Annotated in this window: 17 protein-coding genes and 1 rRNA gene; 5 read left to right on the forward strand and 13 right to left on the reverse strand. The window is 45.6% G+C overall.

Annotated elements, in window-relative coordinates; genetic code table 11:
* From K6Y21_RS19545 to pepQ, 5 genes are all read right to left on the reverse strand, one after another.
* A 16S ribosomal RNA gene (locus K6Y21_RS19545) occupies positions 1–118 on the reverse strand; the annotation flags it as partial.
* 480 nt (positions 119–598) lie between these two features.
* Complete coding sequence (hemG, locus tag K6Y21_RS19550; protein ID WP_233073587.1) at positions 599–1,117, reverse strand: menaquinone-dependent protoporphyrinogen IX dehydrogenase; 519 nt, start codon at positions 1,115–1,117, stop codon at positions 599–601.
* Positions 1,118–1,150: 33 nt separating this feature from the next.
* Positions 1,151–2,608, reverse strand: a complete 1,458-nt coding sequence (locus K6Y21_RS19555) for a TrkH family potassium uptake protein (RefSeq protein WP_233073588.1) — start codon at positions 2,606–2,608, stop codon at positions 1,151–1,153.
* 13 nt (positions 2,609–2,621) lie between these two features.
* Positions 2,622–3,254, reverse strand: coding sequence for a YigZ family protein (locus K6Y21_RS19560; protein WP_233073589.1), 633 nt, complete (start codon positions 3,252–3,254; stop codon positions 2,622–2,624).
* Positions 3,254–4,573, reverse strand: coding sequence for a Xaa-Pro dipeptidase (gene pepQ, locus K6Y21_RS19565; protein WP_233073590.1), 1,320 nt, complete (start codon positions 4,571–4,573; stop codon positions 3,254–3,256). The genes K6Y21_RS19560 and pepQ overlap by 1 nt, the downstream gene beginning before the upstream one ends.
* 183 nt (positions 4,574–4,756) lie before the next feature.
* On the opposite strand from pepQ, the gene K6Y21_RS19570 reads away from it, so the two are divergent.
* Entirely contained in the window at positions 4,757–5,671 is a 915-nt protein-coding gene (locus tag K6Y21_RS19570) for a GGDEF domain-containing protein (protein WP_233073591.1), read from the forward strand.
* A gap of 96 nt (positions 5,672–5,767) precedes the next feature.
* Here K6Y21_RS19570 and K6Y21_RS19575 read toward each other — a convergent pair whose 3' ends face one another.
* Both K6Y21_RS19575 and K6Y21_RS19580 read right to left on the reverse strand, forming a co-directional pair.
* Positions 5,768–6,829: an MbnH family di-heme enzyme gene (locus tag K6Y21_RS19575; RefSeq protein WP_233073592.1), complete on the reverse strand. Its 1,062-nt coding sequence runs from the start codon at positions 6,827–6,829 to the stop codon at positions 5,768–5,770.
* Positions 6,830–6,840: 11 nt separating this feature from the next.
* Complete coding sequence (locus K6Y21_RS19580; protein ID WP_233073593.1) at positions 6,841–7,620, reverse strand: MbnP family copper-binding protein; 780 nt, start codon at positions 7,618–7,620, stop codon at positions 6,841–6,843.
* 122 nt (positions 7,621–7,742) lie between these two features.
* Between K6Y21_RS19580 and K6Y21_RS19585 the strand changes: the two genes are divergently transcribed.
* From K6Y21_RS19585 to K6Y21_RS19600, 3 genes are all read left to right on the forward strand, one after another.
* Positions 7,743–7,997 (forward strand): glutathione S-transferase N-terminal domain-containing protein, encoded by a 255-nt coding sequence (locus K6Y21_RS19585; RefSeq protein ID WP_233073594.1) that lies wholly within the window; start codon positions 7,743–7,745, stop codon positions 7,995–7,997.
* 341 nt (positions 7,998–8,338) lie between these two features.
* On the forward strand, positions 8,339–8,548 hold the full coding sequence (locus K6Y21_RS19595; protein ID WP_233073596.1) for a hypothetical protein: 210 nt from the start codon (positions 8,339–8,341) through the stop codon (positions 8,546–8,548).
* 112 nt (positions 8,549–8,660) lie between these two features.
* Complete coding sequence (locus K6Y21_RS19600) at positions 8,661–9,449, forward strand: carbonic anhydrase (protein WP_233073597.1); 789 nt, start codon at positions 8,661–8,663, stop codon at positions 9,447–9,449.
* Positions 9,450–9,505: 56 nt separating this feature from the next.
* On the opposite strand, the gene K6Y21_RS19605 is transcribed toward K6Y21_RS19600, so the two are convergent.
* The 6 genes from K6Y21_RS19605 to argC all read right to left on the reverse strand — a co-directional run bounded on the left by K6Y21_RS19605 (position 9,506) and on the right by argC (position 16,047).
* Positions 9,506–9,832 carry a putative quinol monooxygenase gene (locus tag K6Y21_RS19605; RefSeq protein ID WP_233073598.1) on the reverse strand — a complete coding sequence of 109 codons (327 nt, stop codon included), beginning with the start codon at positions 9,830–9,832 and terminating at the stop codon, positions 9,506–9,508.
* A 124-nt stretch (positions 9,833–9,956) separates the two neighbouring features.
* Complete coding sequence (argH, locus tag K6Y21_RS19610) at positions 9,957–11,816, reverse strand: argininosuccinate lyase (RefSeq protein ID WP_233073599.1); 1,860 nt, start codon at positions 11,814–11,816, stop codon at positions 9,957–9,959.
* 128 nt (positions 11,817–11,944) lie between these two features.
* Complete coding sequence (locus K6Y21_RS19615) at positions 11,945–13,156, reverse strand: argininosuccinate synthase (protein ID WP_233073600.1); 1,212 nt, start codon at positions 13,154–13,156, stop codon at positions 11,945–11,947.
* Positions 13,156–14,073 (reverse strand): ornithine carbamoyltransferase, encoded by a 918-nt coding sequence (locus K6Y21_RS19620; RefSeq protein ID WP_233073601.1) that lies wholly within the window; start codon positions 14,071–14,073, stop codon positions 13,156–13,158. Before K6Y21_RS19620 ends, K6Y21_RS19615 begins: the two co-directional genes overlap by 1 nt.
* A 70-nt stretch (positions 14,074–14,143) precedes the next feature.
* Complete coding sequence (argB, locus tag K6Y21_RS19625) at positions 14,144–14,917, reverse strand: acetylglutamate kinase (RefSeq protein WP_233073602.1); 774 nt, start codon at positions 14,915–14,917, stop codon at positions 14,144–14,146.
* Positions 14,918–15,036: 119 nt separating this feature from the next.
* Positions 15,037–16,047 carry an N-acetyl-gamma-glutamyl-phosphate reductase gene (gene argC, locus K6Y21_RS19630; protein WP_233073603.1) on the reverse strand — a complete coding sequence of 337 codons (1,011 nt, stop codon included), beginning with the start codon at positions 16,045–16,047 and terminating at the stop codon, positions 15,037–15,039.
* Positions 16,048–16,272: 225 nt separating this feature from the next.
* Between argC and argE the strand changes: the two genes are divergently transcribed.
* Positions 16,273–17,430 (forward strand): acetylornithine deacetylase, encoded by a 1,158-nt coding sequence (gene argE, locus K6Y21_RS19635; RefSeq protein WP_233073604.1) that lies wholly within the window; start codon positions 16,273–16,275, stop codon positions 17,428–17,430.
* Positions 17,431–17,543 lie beyond the last annotated feature (113 nt).

A 17,543-nucleotide genomic window follows, 5' to 3' on the forward strand; every position in this document is an offset into this window, starting at 1 on the left:
ACTCACCCGTCCGCCGCTCGTCAGCAGAGAAGCAAGCTTCTCTCTGTTACCGCTCGACTTGCATGTGTTAAGCCTGCCGCCAGCGTTCAATCTGAGCCATGATCAAACTCTTCAATTAAAGTTTTTTCGGTCCGAAGACCTGCTCAATGAATTCTGTTTATTTGTTTGTGCAAACACTCAGAAACATTGATAAATAAATCGTTTTAGCGATTCGTTACCATTGCGTTGTTAGCCGTGGCTTTCAACATGAGTATTCACACAGATTGCATGATTAGATTGTTAAAGAACAGTGACTCAGTGGCTTTCGCTTCACCTCGCCAGGGCTGCGCATTCTACGCTAGCCGCTTTGAAAGTCAATCGTTAATTTTAAGAAATTTTCGATTTTTCTTTCGAGTGAGAAACCTCAGCTTCTTACTCCCTGATACCGCGTTTCGCTAAGCGCTGCGCCGTGTCAGTGGATGCGCATTATAGGGAGATCCGTTTTCGGTGCAAGGCTTTTTTTAAAAAAATGTATTAAAAAGCGCTAAACGAGTAAGAAGCAATCAAAACGAGTATAAACCAGCGGTTAGTGCCTATTTATCACCCTAATGTAAAGCGACTATAGACAGTTAAAATCCCTAGCAAAGGCCTCAACTTTGTGCCAGTCGGTAAATTCAATGTCTTTACTCTTGTCAGTACTGCCCCCAGTCATTTTCATAATGAGCTGGATAATCAATGTTTGCCACCAGTTATACTTTGAATACAACAAAGCACCAGCGAATACACCTTTCATTTTCGGTTGCCATTGGCAGAGGCGATCAAACTTCATCATATAAGCACTGGTTGCTGGGCTGGCTTTTTCAGGTTTGCGTGCGGTTAAGCAAACCACAAAGAAAGCGTTAGGCTTCTTATGTAGAGATGCACGGTGCTGATTGAGAAAAGAGATGACACCTGATTCAAAGTTACCATAACGAATAGAAGCACCAACCAGTACCTTATCGTAGCAGTCAAAATCAACCGCGTCGGCTTGATTAATGTCGAGGAGGTCAGATTCTTGTTCCAACAAAGCTTGCATACGTTTGACTATTTTTAACGTTTGTCCATCACGGCTTGAATATAAAATTAATACTTTCGACATACTAAATAAGACACCATAAAAATAAAGGGAGCGTTAGCTTTTCCAAAATACGGGGGTAAACAAAACAAGTAACGTAAAAATCTCTAATCGCCCAAACAACATGGCTAAGATCAAAATCCACTTACTAGCGTCGGACGTTTCACCAAAATGAACTGCGACCTCTCCCAAACCTGGGCCTAAATTATTAAGGGTAGCAACCACAGCCGAGAAGGCCGACAATTCTTCCATCCCTGTGGCAATTAATGCCAGCATACAAATTACAAATACCAAGGCATAAGCCGAGAAAAACCCCCATACGGCCTCAACAACTTTATCAGGTAACGCTTTCTTACCCAGTTTTATTTTGTAGATGGCTCTTGGGTGCACTAAACGCTTTAACTCACGAAACCCTTGTAAGTTGAGCAGCAAGACACGTATCACCTTCATTCCCCCACCGGTTGATCCCGCACAACCACCGATAAAAGATGAAAACACCAAGAGCACAGGTAAAAATAATGGCCAATCAGAAAAACTTGTGGTGCTAAAGCCTGCCGTCGTCGAAATAGAAACAGCTTGAAACAAAGCTTGATCTAAGCTTTGCTCTAATGAGTCATAAGTTTGATGCACAGCCAATACAACAAAACAAATAGCGGTAAGCGCAAATTGTATGAATAGAAACGCCCGTACTTCAGGGTCGCGCAAGTAGACTTTAATACGCATACCGTGGTTACCAAATGCTGCAAAATGCAGGGCAAAGTTGATACCCGATATAATCAAAAACACCACGGTGATAAGATTGATCAGGGGACTATTAAAATAGCCCATACTGGCATCATGAGTAGAAAACCCACCAATGGCAACGGTTGAAAAAGAGTGACAAATGGCGTCAAACAACGTCATCCCCGCTAACCAAAATGCGAGCATACAAGCGATGGTTAAACACAAATAGATGTACCACAAGGCTTTGGCTGTTTCTGCTATTCTCGGTGTCATCTTAGAGTCTTTTACCGGCCCCGGTGTTTCCGCTCGATACAGCTGCATGCCACCTATGCCAAGAATAGGCAGTACTGCAACGGCTAATACGATGATCCCCATCCCCCCTAGCCATTGCAACATCTGACGATAAAACAGTATGGCTTTCGGCAAGCTATCTAGCCCAGTGATAACGGTCGCCCCGGTTGTCGTCAAACCTGAGAAAGATTCAAAAAAGGATTCCGCCACATTCATATCAGGTCGTTCACTGATCAAAAATGGCAATGCCCCCACGCTGCCTAACACAGTCCAGAATAATACAACTATCAAAAAGCCATCTTTAGCTTTTAAATCACTTTTATAATCACGGTTAGGGAACCATAAGGCCAAGCCCGACAATAAAGCAATTATAAACGCACTAATAAAGTCGCGCCCAGCGCCATCCTTGTATATTACAGCCACCAAAGCAGGAGCCAGCATCGTGACACTAAACAGCGCAACCAAAAGCCCAACAATACGTAATATTGCCCTAAACTGCATCTAGCCTATTTCCTTATTGACATTCATTTGTGTCTTGCTCTGCCCTAAACACTAATTGTCCTTGGCTCTTGTCAAATACACTTTGCTTAAAAGCCCCTACATTCCGTGCATCAATAGTGATATGCATTAATACAGCAACACCAAAGTCACTCTCTATGATCTGACCATTAAATTGAGCCAGTAACTGCTCCACTAAACTAACATGCGCATACTGGCAAGTAAGTTCACCGGTGACTTGTGGTACCTCGATAACAGTTTGTGCCAATTTAAGGGCAGCTTGCACACCGCCGCCGTAGGCTCGAACCAAACCACCCGTACCCAGCTTTATACCTCCTGAATAACGAACGACAACCGCGGTGACTTCACCAAGCCCACTTCCTTGCAAGGCTGCTAAGATGGGTTTTCCAGCCGTACCACTTGGCTCACCATCATCACTAAAGCCAAGCTCAGTACTGACACTGGGTGCACTGGCAATAAATCCCCAGCAATGATGTCTCGCGCCAGGATGAGCCACTTTGATTTGGTTAACAAATGCCATCGCAGCGTCTCGGCCTTGTGTTCGCTGCAATAGTGTGATGAATCGACTTTTCTTTATTTCTTCTTCATATTCGGCCGCTTGAGCCAATACTGAATAAGGCTGTAGCATCAATCTAAGCCCGCATCACGAGTCAGGTTTTCGATTTGGCTGCTATGAACAACAATATTGTCTTCAATACGTATACCACCATAAGGGCGAAACTCATCCACTTTAGCCCAATTAACCTGTTTATGCTCTGAGCGTTGCTTCAATTGGCCCAGTAAATCATCAATAAAATAGACACCAGGCTCGATGGTATACACTTGGCGTGGCTCAATAATACGGGTGCAACGTAACGCACTATGAGCCTGCGGAGCAGCAAGCGGGGTGCCACGTTCATCCTGCATAAACCCTGCAACATCATGAACTTGCAAGCCTAACACGTGCCCTAGACCGTGAGAAAAAAAGGTATTGGTGATCTCTGTGTTAACTAAGCTCTCAATGCTGCCCTGAGCTAAACCAAAATCCAGTAATACTTGAGCCAATAATTGATGCGACCTTAAATGTAAGTCGGTGTAGCGCATCCCTACTTTAATATCACCAATTAACGCTAACTGAAGCTGGTTAATTGCCTTAATCAAATCCGCGAAACGGTCCTGTTTTGCACTGTAGGTTCTCGTAATATCCGATGCATAGCCGGCAAAATTAGCACCCGCATCAATTAAAAATGAGCGCAGCTCTATCGGTGATTGTCGCTCAGGATGACTGTAATGCAACACCGCAGCATGCTCATTTAAAGCAATAATGCTGGCGTAAGGCACTTCATTATCACTCTGTCCTACGGCATTCAAGTAGGCTTGGTTTATCTCAAACTCAGACAACCCTTCGAGAAAGGCGGCCTTCGCTGCTTGATGCCCGCGCACAGCAATCTCATTAGCTTGACGTAAGCAGTGCATTTCATAATCTGTTTTAAAGCTTCGATGATAATGTAAATAGTTTAATACGTACTCAGGGTTAGCGTGTCCTATCCCCAATGCTTGCGCGACTTCAAGATGCTCACCAATATAAGCCATACTAGCTCGGTCGTAAGGTAATAAATCCGCGACTAATTCGGCTCGCGATAGCAATTCAATATCAAAATAGTCCGCCCAAAAATCAACTGGTTCGGGAGGAGCCTTGTGCCAATAATCCACCGGACGAAAATAGATGAGCTTAGGTTTATCAATGCCATTGACGACCAACCAGCAGTTGGGATTTTCAAATACAGGCAGCCAGTGCTTAAAATGTGGATTCGCTTTAAAAGGATAGGTTTGATCATCTAAGAAGGCTTTTTTCAATTGCCCAGAATGAATGATCAAAGCGTCAAAGTGTTGTAACTTAAGCGCTTCAACCACACGGGCTTGAAGCACCTTAATGTGTTCAGCGAACAGTGAGTGCATTCTATCCATAACTCCGCCTATAACCATTTCAAACCACAAACCAATATCTTAACACATAAGCAGGGTTCCTTCGCCAGTATCAAACATGGGTTCCTAGATCCTTGACCATCCCTCCTCTCATTCGCGCCCACAATCCAGCGTTCCAACATTTACCTTCTATACTAGTGTTAAGGGTGCAAGGAGAAGGTAGAAATGGATCGACCTAAGCAAAAACTAAGGATGAATAAATCTTCATTAACCATCCATGCCTGTATCTGGCTATTAGGGATGTTTGCTCTATTATTCACACTTACCCAAGTCAGGCCATTTAATACCACTGACCTTATTATGGAAAGCATATTCTTTCTGGCTTGCACTAGCACCTTTTTTGAAATCATGCGGTTACGCTTAGGCTGGCTAATGAGTATCGGCTGGGGAACATTTACCTGTGCGCTCGCTTTAGACGTTATCGATGAGTTTTTACCAGAGCGGGATTACCTCACCTTACATGATGTCCTCGAACATTTCTTGCAGTTTGGATTAATCCTGATTTGTGTTGCTTTTTTGCAAAGCATCATCACAAAGCGCAAACTGATTAAAGAGCTAGAAAGAGAAATTGAGTTTAGGCGACAACTCGAACAACGTTTAAAGCGGATAGCTCACCACGATACCTTGACCGACCTTTACAACCGCCGCGCTTTTTTTGAAAAATACCCCAGTTTGCTGATCCAGTATCCTGCCCCAGTACTGATCTACATTGATTTAGATAACTTTAAGCAGCTCAATGACACTCAAGGTCATGAGGCCGGTGACAGTTACTTAATGACATTTGCAAAATCCCTAAAAAAGCTATTACAGCAAAGCGGTGCCGCGTTTCGCTTTGGCGGCGATGAGTTTGTCGTGATTTACGGAGGCAACAGTGCAGAAAACTTCATTGGTCTGCTCAGGCAATCTTTATCCAAGCTCAACCAAGAATCTGGCGTAGACCTAAGCTATGGTTTGTTAAATATGAGTGAATCCATTGCTGCAGACCAACTGATTAAAGAGGCCGATGAGCTCATGTATCGCAATAAACAAGAAAAAAAGCACCGCCAAGCTCGAGCCAAGGAGCCAAGAGCACACGGTTAAGCCTGAATCCACTTATCGCAGTGAATTAACGCAGGAAATAAGTGGCGGTCATGGCTGTTAATTCACTCAGGCGATTGGCTATGTTTACATAACCAGTTAGTCAGGTTTAGCAAGGCGCGGGTCCGTCAGTAAGGTTTCATCCGTTAATGTCATTAAAAAAGCGACTAGCTGATTTTGCTCTTGCTCTGACATATCAAAGCCTTTGATTAAATGGCTCTTGTTTGGGTTTAACTTACCGTCTCCCTTGATGCCGTTTAAATTAACAGAGCCCCCTCTGGCATAATGCTCAACCACTTGGGCTAAATACCTCATACTGCCATCATGCATGTAAGGTGCGCTCACACCAACATTACGCAAGGAAGGAGTTTTAAACTTGCCTCTATCGGCGGCATCAAACGTCACTTCATAAAGCCCAAGATCTGAGCTTGGATATCCTGTCTCGGTATAATACAGCCCGGTATTATGGAAGTTTTTCGTCGCCTGGTTATGTCTGCTTCCCATAAACTGATTAAAATTACTTCCTTCATGGCACTGACGACAGCCAAAACGCTCAGATTCAAATAAGGCTAGCCCTGCTTTTTCAAACTCGGTTAACGCATCATGTTGGCCTGCTTGATAGCGATCATAACGGCTATCATAAGCAAGCAGTTGCGATTGAAACGCGGCCAACGCATCGGTGATTCTGGCAAGGTTAATCTCACTGGAGCCAAATGCACTGACAAAAAGCGAAGTATAATCGATAGACGAGCTAGCTAGGCGCTGCTGGATTTGCTCAACGCTGCCCGCCGCCATTTCAATGGGGTCATCACCAAACAAGGGAATCAGCGCCTGAAAAGCAAGATCGGTTTGTAGCGGGTTCGCCCAAGTAAAACTGGTATTTTGCGCCAAATTAAACAGCGCCGATGCATTGCGTCGTCCTTTATCGCCATGGACATTAATCGCCGTTTTCCTTCCATCTGAAAAGGCAAACATTTGTTGATGGCAGTTGGCACAGGCTAAACTGTGCCCTTCTGATAACCCTGTTTCATAGAAAAGATAACGCCCCAGCTCGATTTTCGCGCTGGCGGCTTGCTTTTGATGTCCAACCCAGAGCGCCAGCAAGCTGAGAATAAGGCTTATTCCACAAATAGCTACGAATCCATTTCGCCATCGCCACATTGGCTCACCACTTAATCGACAACGTGAAATAAACGCTGTTCATGCTGCTGTAAGCCAATCAGGTTGAATAATGTTTCACAGCCCTTATCTTGTGGTTTTCCAAAACACCTCGCATGAGGCAATTCTGTAAAAAATTGCCTGAGCTCAAGCGCGACCTTATCTCCGGGCTGGAAATGGGTCAGTGACACTTGGGGCCGATTCTTATATTGACAGCTTATCGTTTCCCCAATGTTGCCAGTGCAGCCACTGCTTCCAAGATGGTACTTCACCGAATTCTCGCGCCATGCCAAATCAAAGAAGGCAAATTTATAACCCACTGTCCAATGCCACTGAAATGCAGGTAGATCCAATGGCGGCTTGGCCTGCAAAGGATCTTGATGATTAAGGGCTTCAGGCACCCCCAATGTAAAACGTAATCCTTGATATTGGCCCTTTGGCAAAACTAAAGGCAGAGCCTGCCCGCCTACAGGCTCGGCCTGACAAGGTGTTAAATCAAGTAACGCGATCTGCTCATCATGCCAAGCTTGCTCAGTAGCCCCCTGTAGCCGAGCCCTGACCCACTGACCTTGATGGTTTTGCAGCTCGACATTGTGCACGTAAAGTGTCACCGCATTGACCACAGGTTTAGGGGTGGCATTGAGATCCAAGCCCTGAGAATCTACCTGACAATTGTTCGCATCAATAAGCTCACCTTGAAAGTGTAAACTAAATGGCACCTCTAGACGTTGCTCTGGCGCTTCACTGCATCCCAACAAGAGCAATAACCCAATGAATATCCCTATTCTTTTCATTGCCTGCTTCCATTCCATTGCCAATATCACCTCAGTGCTTAACTAACGGGTTAGCTTGCCTCGTAGACAAATCAAAACCTAGATGACAAAATGCCTGCTAACTCAAACAATCGCGTTAAGCCATGACTTATTCCAACAAAGATCTTGCCCTTTACCACTTTGGCGCCTGTCCATACTGCCGTAAAGTAAGGGATAAACTTGCAGAGCTCAAGTTGCATATTGAATTAAGAGATATCAAAAAGCACAGCCATTTTCGTCAAGAGCTGTTAAGCAAAGGGGGCAAGGCCACCGTCCCATGCCTAAGAATCAAGCAAGATAAAGGCTATCAATGGCTTTATGAATCCAATGATATTATTAAGTTTATTAGGGCCTGTTGATCTTTGGAGCTTATTTTTGCAGCGATTTGTTGGGCGTTTATACAAGGCTGCGACTTTGTGGCATAGTCATCTACGCGAAAAGGCGCTAACGCAGTAGAAATGACCAACAAACGCTGTCCTGTGGATTCGGCTAAAAGCGTTTTGTTCGTCGTTGAGCAGTATTTACTTAGAATGCTAAGCTACACACTGCTCGCCTTGCCCAAAACGCTTTTATCTCGAACAAAAATCAACCACGAAAGGTCAACAGGCCCTAGCACACAGGTGAAAAAGTAACCCAACTCAGTTGGACTGATAGTCAGAACGCTGTAACATAACAACAAACCTCAAAAGATGGCGAGTACATGGCCAATAGCATCCCGCAGCATGCATCATTATTTATTATTCCCCCTCAAGGCGTGATAGACATGCTCGAATTCTTACAAAGTGATGACTACAACCAACGGGTTAAGGATTTAGCCTATCAGCAGTTAGCCACCAAATATGGCATCGACAAGCATCAAGCAGATAGGCTAAGCCGCAAGGCATCACTTCACACTTTGCCCACCCCTTAAAACCATGGACTAAACTTAGCGAAGACTTAGGGTGTATTGACTTAACTATGATGCTTTTTTAACCTTGAGCTAACACCCCCAATCATGCCAAATCAAAAAAAAGGCTAAACCTATGACTAAAGTATTCTGGTTCGCGGCACTTGTTTTGTTAATCGACATTTTTGATATCGCATTTTCTCCAGCACCTGCACCGGTTTCCCCCACCGCAAAAGCAGCAGCGGCAAGCAATGACCATAATTGGAGCTACCGCGGCGACACGGGACCAAAGTTTTGGGGCGAAATATCAAGAACTTGCCAACAAGGCCAGCAACAATCCCCTATCGACATCCTTGATGCCACACCCGCTCGATTAGATGACATTGAATGGGACTATGAGCATAAGCTACAGAATATCGTCAATAACGGCCATACCGTGCAGATTAATCTGCAACCTGGCAGTGAGATCGAGTTTCAAGATCGAGATTACCAACTAAAGCAAGTGCATTTCCATACCCCGAGTGAAAACCACGTTAAGGGTAAAAGCTACCCGTTTGAGGCGCATTTAGTTCACAGTAATAAAGCCGGTGAGCTCGCCGTCGTTGCCGTCTTTTTTGAACAAGGCGAAGCCAATCCCGCCCTCACATCCCTGTGGCAAGCCATGCCCATGCATCCAGGTGAAAAAGTCTCGTTAAAAAAAGTGCAGATTGATCTGAATGACTTACTACCAAAGCAGCGCAGCTATTATCATTTCTTAGGGTCGTTAACCACACCTCCTTGTAGTGAGGGGGTAAAATGGCTCGTCATGCAGCAGCCCATCACCGCATCAGAGCAGCAAATTGCTGCCTTTAAATTAGCCCTGCCTTCGGCTAATAACCGCCCCATCCAGGCCCTTAATGATCGCCCGATTTCTCGTTCAAAATAAGCGTTAGGCTAACGGAGCCAAGCTCCCTCAGGGGAGCTAATTTCGCTTTCGCTTCATCAGCAAAAACCTTCATCAGTGTAGGCCGTCACCTGTGCATCGGCAACGAGGCCATTAGCATCAACCACTTGTTGAGCAAAGAAATCTCTTATCGCTTGGCGCTCGCCATGGGCGCTCCAACTGGCGGCATCGGCCCAAACTTCATTAAATAAAATAGTGTAATCGCTGCGAGTCGCACTGGGATGATCGATTTGGCGGGTCAAAATATATTGCAAACACCCCTCCTCGGCACGTGAATCAGGCTCTAACGCTTTTAAAACCTCAAACAATTGCTGCTCTTTACCCGGCTTGGCTTTGAATTGGGCTATCACATACACTTTAGACATGGGGGATCTCCATAGTTGAATAGTTAAATTCAACTATAGCGACAAAATCGACACCAATATTGATCTAAATATTATTTTAGATAACAAAAATAAAAAAAGGAGCCGAAGCTCCTTATTCGAAGTATTACTTCTTAATACGCGTATTAAAAATCAGCTCTAATGCCACCTCATCACACGAGTGTTGACGGAAGCAATCATCGCAATCTTTTAATACTTTTTCTGGCAACATGGCTTTGCTGGTTGGGCTAAAGCCAAGCTGCATAAAGAACTCAGAAGCTCGGGTCAGTACAAAGAGGCGCTGGATCGCCATCTTCTGTGCTTTCTTAATCAAGAATTCCACCAAGGCTTCGTCTTGTCCTTGACCGGCGACTTCAGGATCTACGCCTAATGAGCGTACTTCTGCAAGACCGGTGTCGTAAACATACAAAGATGCACAGCCGGTGACCTTGCCATTAACTTCCGTCACCGCAAACTCGCCCACCGCAGAAACCAGTTCAGAACGAGCTCGTGGCAGATTTTCACCGGCATTGGCCCAGTAATTCACCAAACGCTCGATATCATCAAGGTCCGTTAAACGCGCAGCACGGGCATAAACGCCTGAAGTATCACGCTTGTTTAAACGCTTCTCGGCTTCGGTTAAGGCAAACTCGATTTGCTCTGGCGCCACACCGCCTTGCGCTTGACGTGCAGCTAAGGTCGCTTCAAGAGTCAATACAGGATAAACATCGGCTTCAATCACAGGTGAGAAGGCTTTAAACTCTTCCACGCTTAAATCTTCTAGCGGCACGCCTTTGGCAATAGCGCCAACCACAGCCGCCCCCACAATATGGTGCGCTTCACGAAATGGAATACCTTTCGCTACTAGGTAATCGGCCAGCTCGGTTGCATTAGCGTAACCACCTTGCGCCGCTTCTTTAGTGCGCTCTTCATTCACCTTAAGGTCTGTCAGTGCCATTTCGGCCATTTCAAGACAGTCACCCCAAGTATCTAGCGCATCAAACAAGCCTTCTTTATCTTCCTGCATATCTTTGTTGTAAGCCAAAGGCAGTGCTTTTAGGGTCATCATCATGCCGGCCAGTGAGCCGTAAACACGGCCCGCTTTACCGCGGATCAATTCCATCGCATCGGGGTTTTTCTTTTGCGGCATTAACGATGAGCCGGAGGTGACTTGGTCTGACATTTCAATAAAGCCAGATTCACCCGAGTTATAGAAGATCAAATCTTCGGCCATGCGCGATAAGTGAAGCATAGACAAAGACGCGGTGCTCATTAGCTCGACCACGTGGTCACGATCCGACACGCTGTCTAAGCTGTTGCGTGTGGCACGGCGAAAGCCCAAGTTGTGAGCCAGCACGGTGCGATCCATTGGATAAGCCGTACCTGCTAACGCGCCGCTGCCTAATGGGCTGGTATCAAGGCGCTTCACACAATCTTTCATGCGGCCATAATCACGCTCGAACATTTCGACGTAAGCCAAACACCAGTGTGAAAACGTCACCGGCTGAGCGCGTTGTAAATGGGTATAACCAGGTAACACAACATGCTGATGAATGCGTGCTAGCTCAACTAATTTTTGCTGTAAACGATCTAGCAATACAATCAGCTCTTGAGCACGCTCTTTACACCATAGTTTTAAATCGGTGGCCACTTGGTCGTTACGGCTACGACCAGTGTGTAGCTTTTTGCCTAAATCACCGACTTTTTGAATCAGTTGCCCTTCAACCCAAGAATGGATGTCTTCGGCATCGGATTCTAAAATTTGTTCTGGATTTTCAACCACAGAGGCTTTGAGTTCATTCAGCGCCACTTCCAAACGCTGCTGCTCTTCTGTAGTCAACACATTCACTTCTAACAGTGCTTTTGACCACGCAATTGAGCCCACTATATCTTGCTTCGCGAGACGATAGTCAAACCGCAAAGAATCATTAAACAACTTAAATTTCGCGTCTGCTGCTTGGCTAAAACGCCCGCCCCAAAGTGCCATGAACTTTTCTCTCCTGAAAATCGAATTTCAATTGGTCTTTTTTATCAGAGTAAGTGACCAAGGTGTCTTTTAAACGACAAAATAGCTGCACGCTGGCAGCTATTTTATCTAGTACAAAAAACAGCTAATTACTTGTTTTTTGCGTTTAGCGAACGAATACGACTCGCTAGTGAGTACAGACGGATAAAGCCTTCTGCATGCTTTTGATCGTACACGTCATCTTCACCAAAAGTGGCAAAGTCTTCTGAGTATAGGCTGTTCTCAGATTGCTTCTGTACGGCTGTTGCTTGGCCTTTGTATAGGCGAACCACGACTTCACCGTTAGCGTCTTTTGCTAGGGCTTCAGAAGCGGCTAATAAAGAGCCACATAGCGGTGTAAACCAACGACCATCGTAAACCAAGTGAGCAAATTCCTGACCCACTTGATCACGCCAGCGACGTGAAGGCTTGTCGTGAACAAGTTCATCAATACCACGTAGCGCCGCCACCATCACAGTACCACCCGGCGTTTCGTAACAACCACGAGATTTCATACCTACGGTACGGTTCTCTGTGATGTCCACGCGACCCACACCGTGTTTAGCCGCTTTTTCGTTTAGTAGCATTAGGGCTTGATATGGCGATAACTCAACGCCATCAACTGCCGTCACGCGGGCGTTTTTCACCGTTAGCTTGACGTATTCCGGCTCATTAGGTGCATCCAGCGGATCAACCGTCATGGTCCAAACACCTTTACTTGGCTCGTTCCATGGGTCTTCTAGCTCACCACCTTCGTGGGAAATGTGCCAAGCGTTCGCATCTCGGCTGTAGATCTTAGTCGCGCTTGCCGTGGTTTTAATGTTGCGCTCAGCAAGGTACTCAAGTAGGTCTTCACGAGAAACCATGTCCCACTCACGCCAAGGTGCAATCACTTTCAGCTCAGGCGCTAATGCCGCGAAACAGCTTTCGAAACGAATTTGGTCGTTACCTTTACCGGTACAACCGTGACATACCGCATCCGCACCGACTTTAAGGGCGACTTCAACTTGCGCTTTAGCGATAATTGGACGCGCCATTGACGTACCTAATAGGTAAGTGCCTTCGTACACCGCGCCGGTCGCAATAGTTGGGTAGATGTAGTCTTTAACAAACTCTTCTTTAAGGTCAACAATGTGACACTCAGAAGCACCCGATGCTAAGGCTTTTTCTTCTAGACCGACTAGCTCTTCTTCGCCTTGACCTACATCGGCGCAGAACGCAACGATTTCACAATCATCATAGGTTTCTTTTAACCATGGAATGATTGCCGATGTATCTAAACCACCTGAATAAGCCAGTACGACCTTTTTAACCTTGCTCATTAAAACTCTCCTTTCATCAATGTCAGCATGATGGCATTTTGGATATGCATTCTGTTTTCTGCTTGTTGGAATATAAGTGATACATTTTCGTCGTCCATCACTTCTGATGTGATATCCAACTCACGATGTGCCGGCTGACAATGTAACACATGTTTAATGCCGGTTTTATCCAGCAATGCCCTATTTATTTGATAAGGCATAAATCTATCTTTTACTGCTTGTAAAGGCGTGTCATCACCCATCGACACCCAAGTGTCGCCATAGACGATATCGTAACCCTTGATGTCTTCAACCGAGTTGGTCACGCGAATTTTAGCACCCGACTGCGCGGCAATCTCTTCGGCTTGCTTTAAAATTTGCGCGTCAGGGCTTGAGCCCAAAGGACAAACCGCGGTCACTTCAGCGCCGACAATGGCACCAACGATAAATAATGAATGGGTGACATTGTTACCATCACCGACATAGGCTAGCTTCACCTTAGATAAGTCATCGTAGTGCTCGGCAATGGTCATAAAATCAGCGAGACCTTGGCATGGATGATACAAGTCACATAAGGAGTTAATCACAGGCACGTTAGCATATTGCGCTAGCTCTTCGATGGTGCTGTGAGACATCACGCGCGCCACAATACAGTCGGCCCAACGTGTTAAATTAGAAGCAAAATCCTTAACAGTTTCACGTTCACCAATGGCACCATTTTGTGAATCAAGATACACAGCATGGCCGCCCAATTTGTGAATGCCGATATCAAAAGTAACCCGAGTACGCAGTGATTGCTTTTCAAAAATCGTTACTATGCTCTTCCCTTTAAGGGAATTTGCGTATTTTTTCGGATTTGCTTTTAAATCTTTACCCAGATTGATCAGGTCAAGTACGTCCTGTTTACTGGTTTCTTTACCCGTTAATAAATGTTCCATGGTTAACTCCTTGATGGCTGGTTAGTTCGCCACCAGCAAAAGTTGTTTGGCATTTGGCTCAAACATAAAATTATTTAAGAACTTTCGTCCCTTTATTCTCACCTTTTAATAAGGCCACTAAATTCTCTGGCTGTTTCCAGCTGGCTAGCATCACGTGGCCTAGACTATCGGCCGCATCTAATGCCGCTTGTACCTTCACCGTCATGCCGTCGCGGATCACGCCACTAGCAATCAACTCGTTGGCAAGCTGGGTATTAAGCTCAGGGATCAGCTGCATATCACCGTCTAGTACGCCGGCCACATCCGATAAAAACACTAACTCTGCGCCAACCAGCTCACAAATGGCAATGGCCGCTTGGTCAGCGTTAACATTGTATAAACGACCATCGTCACCAATACCAATGGACGAAATCACAGGTAGCTGATTTGCCGCCAGTAGCGTGTTGATTAAGGTGGCATCGTTAGGGGTGCAAGTACCAACCGCCCCTAACTCAGGATCAAGCTGGCTCACCTTAGTGCTAAAACCATCGGCCAATGATAACCCCACTGCGCTTAAACCGGCTTGCAGCGCCTTGGCCATCAGCAATTTATTAGAAGTACCCGCTAACGCACCTGCCACATAAGGAATTTGGTCAAAAGGGGTGATGCGCAAGCCATTTTTCTTCTCGCTCTTGATGCCCATTTTATTGAGTACATCTTCCACCACCACGCCGCCACCGTGCACTAAGATCAAAGGACGCTGATTCGTCGCTAAATATTGCGTTAGCGCGGTAAACAAGTTGGCTAATGCCGTGTCGTTCTCTAATACCGCACCACCGAGTTTAATTAACAGCGGTTTGTTCATGTTAGATTTACTTCCTTTACTGCAATTGCTAATGAGCCGATGGCCAAAAAAACGTAATATTTTATGTGTTTTTATGCATCACTTAACCGTCATGCTTCACATAATCGAACATGCTTGGTTTAAAGCAATGACAGGGTCATCGGGAAACCAAACTTCAAATTGATACATTGCATCGCTTGCGATGATGCGCCTTTTAATAAGTTGTCGGTGGCGCTAAATACAATCAAATCCTCGCCATCTTGTGCCCAAGCAATATCACAAAACGGCGTGCCTTCAACATTTTTAACCGCAGGGTAAGTTCCCTTCAATAAACGCACAATCGGCTGGTCCTGATAAGCTTGCTCAAACACCGCACTCACTTGCTCAGGGGTCACGCCCTCTTTTAGCACCACATTAATAGACGCCAAGATGCCGCGTTTATAGCTGCCTAAATGGGGTGTAAACACCACAGGCGTACCTAAGTGGGTATCAATTTCTGGCTTGTGCCTGTGATTAAACACGCCATACGGGTGCAAGCTGACTTCACAAAAACTCGATGTGGTTGAGGCTTTACGCCCTGCGCCGCTCACGCCGCTGGTTGCATTAATAGTCGGCTTGATGCCTTCCTTAATTAACCCTGCTTGTTGCAAAGGTTTCAGGGCAAGCAAAGAGGTGGTGGTATAACAGCCCGGCACCGCAATCAAATCCGTTGCCTTCACCGCACCCCCGTTCCATTCGGCTAAACCATAAACGGCTTTTTCGAGTAGTTCAGGGTATTGATGGGTAAAGCCATAGAATTTTTCATAGAAGGCTAAATCGTTAACACGAAATGCGCCCGACAAATCGAACACCGTGGTATTGGCAGCTAAAAAGTGCGGCGCTAAATCATGACTGACTTCATGAGCGGTGGCTAATACCACCACATCAATGCCCTCACATACATTGGCTATGTCATTCACGCCAAGGGGCTCTAAAGTCATGTCAACAACACCTAATAGTTTGCCGTAGAGCTCGGCAATCGACTTGCCTTTATCTAAACTATTTTCCGATACATATAAACCCGATAGCTCAAGCTCAGGGTGTCTTGCTATAAATAAGGCTAATTCGGCACCAGTATAACCACTGGCCCCCACAATAATCGTTTTTAACATGTCGAATTCCGTTTGATTTTAGATAATTAAATGCGGTTAAGTGTAACAAAAAGCACGCCCAGAAGCGCCTTGATTAAAGGTGGGAGCATCGTCGCGATTTGTGGGAAAAATTAGTCTTCATAATGGAGCATAATTTGTTATGTTAAACCAAGCTGAAATGCTAGCTGAATCTAATTTTTTATGCAATATTTCTGCATTAATATTTAAACTATTTTTTGAGGCCCTATGTCATTACCTGGATTTATAGAAACTTACCGTGATTTGATCGCCACGCCTTCCATCAGCTCAACGGATACAGCATGGGACCAGAGTAACCAAGCGGTCATCACCAAGTTAGCCAGTTGGTTTGAAACCGCTGGGTTTGCCGTTGAGGTCAGTGCAATCCCAGGGTTAGTGGGAAAATACAACATGGTTGCTACCCTCGGGGAAGGCGAAGGCGGCTTATTACTCGCCGGCCACACCGATACCGTCCCTTTTGATGAAGGCCAATGGAGTAAAGATCCGTTTAAGCTAACCGAAGAAGGCGACCGCCTATACGGCCTTGGCACCATTGATATGAAAGGTTTTTTTGCTTTTATATTAGAAGCCGTCAAAGACTTAGATTTATCTAGAATCGATAAGCCATTACGTATCCTTGCCACCGCAGATGAAGAAACCACCATGGCCGGGGCAAGGGATATCGCCAGTCGCCAACATATCAAGCCCGATTATGCTGTGATCGGTGAGCCAACGGGCTTAGTGCCGGTATTCATGCATAAAGGTCATATGTCAGAAGCCATCCGCATTACCGGGCGCAGCGGTCATAGCTCAGATCCGAGTAAAGGCTTAAATGCTATCGAAGTCATGCACAAGGTATTAGCCGAGCTACTCAAGGTACAGCAAGTTTTTAAAGACAAATACAACAACCCGCACTTTGAAGTGCCTTCACCCACACTCAACTTTGGCCATATCCATGGCGGTGATAGCCCTAACCGTATCTGTGGTTGCTGTGAATTGCATATCGATATGCGTCCCATCCCCGGCGTCAGCACCAATGAATTGTTTATGACCTTAAAAACCGCATTAGCCGAGATAGACAAAGCCTACCCTGGCGCCATTGATATCTTTCATTTACACGAGCCGATCCCGGCTTATTCATGCAGTGAAAGCTCAGCCTTGATCCAAACAGCAGAGCAACTGAGTGGCAATAAGGCCGAAGCCGTAAACTATTGTACCGAGGCGCCATTTATCCAGCAGCTGGGCTGTGACACCATAGTGATGGGGCCGGGTCACATTGGACAGGCGCACCAGCCCGATGAATATTTGGACTTGTCTTTTGTTAAACCCACCAGCGATCTACTAAGCTCTCTAATCAAACGCTTTTGTTTAGGGCCAATCACCTAAAGATTTTTGCATGCGCTAAGGATATTGTGGCAAGCGGATTAAGCCCACTTGCCACCACTTAGTTGCCAAGGCGCTTAGTCTATCAGCCCTATTGGCTCATTTAAGATTTTGCT

Origin of the sequence: Motilimonas eburnea, assembly GCF_021295345.1 — a bacterium.
In the GTDB taxonomy this organism is placed as follows: Bacteria; Pseudomonadota; Gammaproteobacteria; order Enterobacterales; family CBDFNC01; genus Motilimonas; species Motilimonas eburnea.

Bases quoted from the DNA above. Each gene is read 5' to 3' on its own strand.
- hemG (WP_233073587.1), bottom strand. From the start codon at position 1,117: ATGTCGAAAGTATTAATTTTATATTCAAGCCGTGATGGACAAACGTTA.
- K6Y21_RS19555 (WP_233073588.1), bottom strand. From the start codon at position 2,608: ATGCAGTTTAGGGCAATATTACGTATTGTTGGGCTTTTGGTTGCGCTG.
- K6Y21_RS19560 (WP_233073589.1), bottom strand. From the start codon at position 3,254: ATGCTACAGCCTTATTCAGTATTGGCTCAAGCGGCCGAATATGAAGAA.
- pepQ (WP_233073590.1), bottom strand. From the start codon at position 4,573: ATGGATAGAATGCACTCACTGTTCGCTGAACACATTAAGGTGCTTCAA.
- K6Y21_RS19570 (WP_233073591.1), top strand. From the start codon at position 4,757: ATGGATCGACCTAAGCAAAAACTAAGGATGAATAAATCTTCATTAACC.
- K6Y21_RS19575 (WP_233073592.1), bottom strand. From the start codon at position 6,829: ATGTGGCGATGGCGAAATGGATTCGTAGCTATTTGTGGAATAAGCCTT.
- K6Y21_RS19580 (WP_233073593.1), bottom strand. From the start codon at position 7,620: ATGAAAAGAATAGGGATATTCATTGGGTTATTGCTCTTGTTGGGATGC.
- K6Y21_RS19585 (WP_233073594.1), top strand. From the start codon at position 7,743: ATGACTTATTCCAACAAAGATCTTGCCCTTTACCACTTTGGCGCCTGT.
- K6Y21_RS19595 (WP_233073596.1), top strand. From the start codon at position 8,339: ATGGCCAATAGCATCCCGCAGCATGCATCATTATTTATTATTCCCCCT.
- K6Y21_RS19600 (WP_233073597.1), top strand. From the start codon at position 8,661: ATGACTAAAGTATTCTGGTTCGCGGCACTTGTTTTGTTAATCGACATT.
- K6Y21_RS19605 (WP_233073598.1), bottom strand. From the start codon at position 9,832: ATGTCTAAAGTGTATGTGATAGCCCAATTCAAAGCCAAGCCGGGTAAA.
- argH (WP_233073599.1), bottom strand. From the start codon at position 11,816: ATGGCACTTTGGGGCGGGCGTTTTAGCCAAGCAGCAGACGCGAAATTT.
- K6Y21_RS19615 (WP_233073600.1), bottom strand. From the start codon at position 13,156: ATGAGCAAGGTTAAAAAGGTCGTACTGGCTTATTCAGGTGGTTTAGAT.
- K6Y21_RS19620 (WP_233073601.1), bottom strand. From the start codon at position 14,073: ATGGAACATTTATTAACGGGTAAAGAAACCAGTAAACAGGACGTACTT.
- argB (WP_233073602.1), bottom strand. From the start codon at position 14,917: ATGAACAAACCGCTGTTAATTAAACTCGGTGGTGCGGTATTAGAGAAC.
- argC (WP_233073603.1), bottom strand. From the start codon at position 16,047: ATGTTAAAAACGATTATTGTGGGGGCCAGTGGTTATACTGGTGCCGAA.
- argE (WP_233073604.1), top strand. From the start codon at position 16,273: ATGTCATTACCTGGATTTATAGAAACTTACCGTGATTTGATCGCCACG.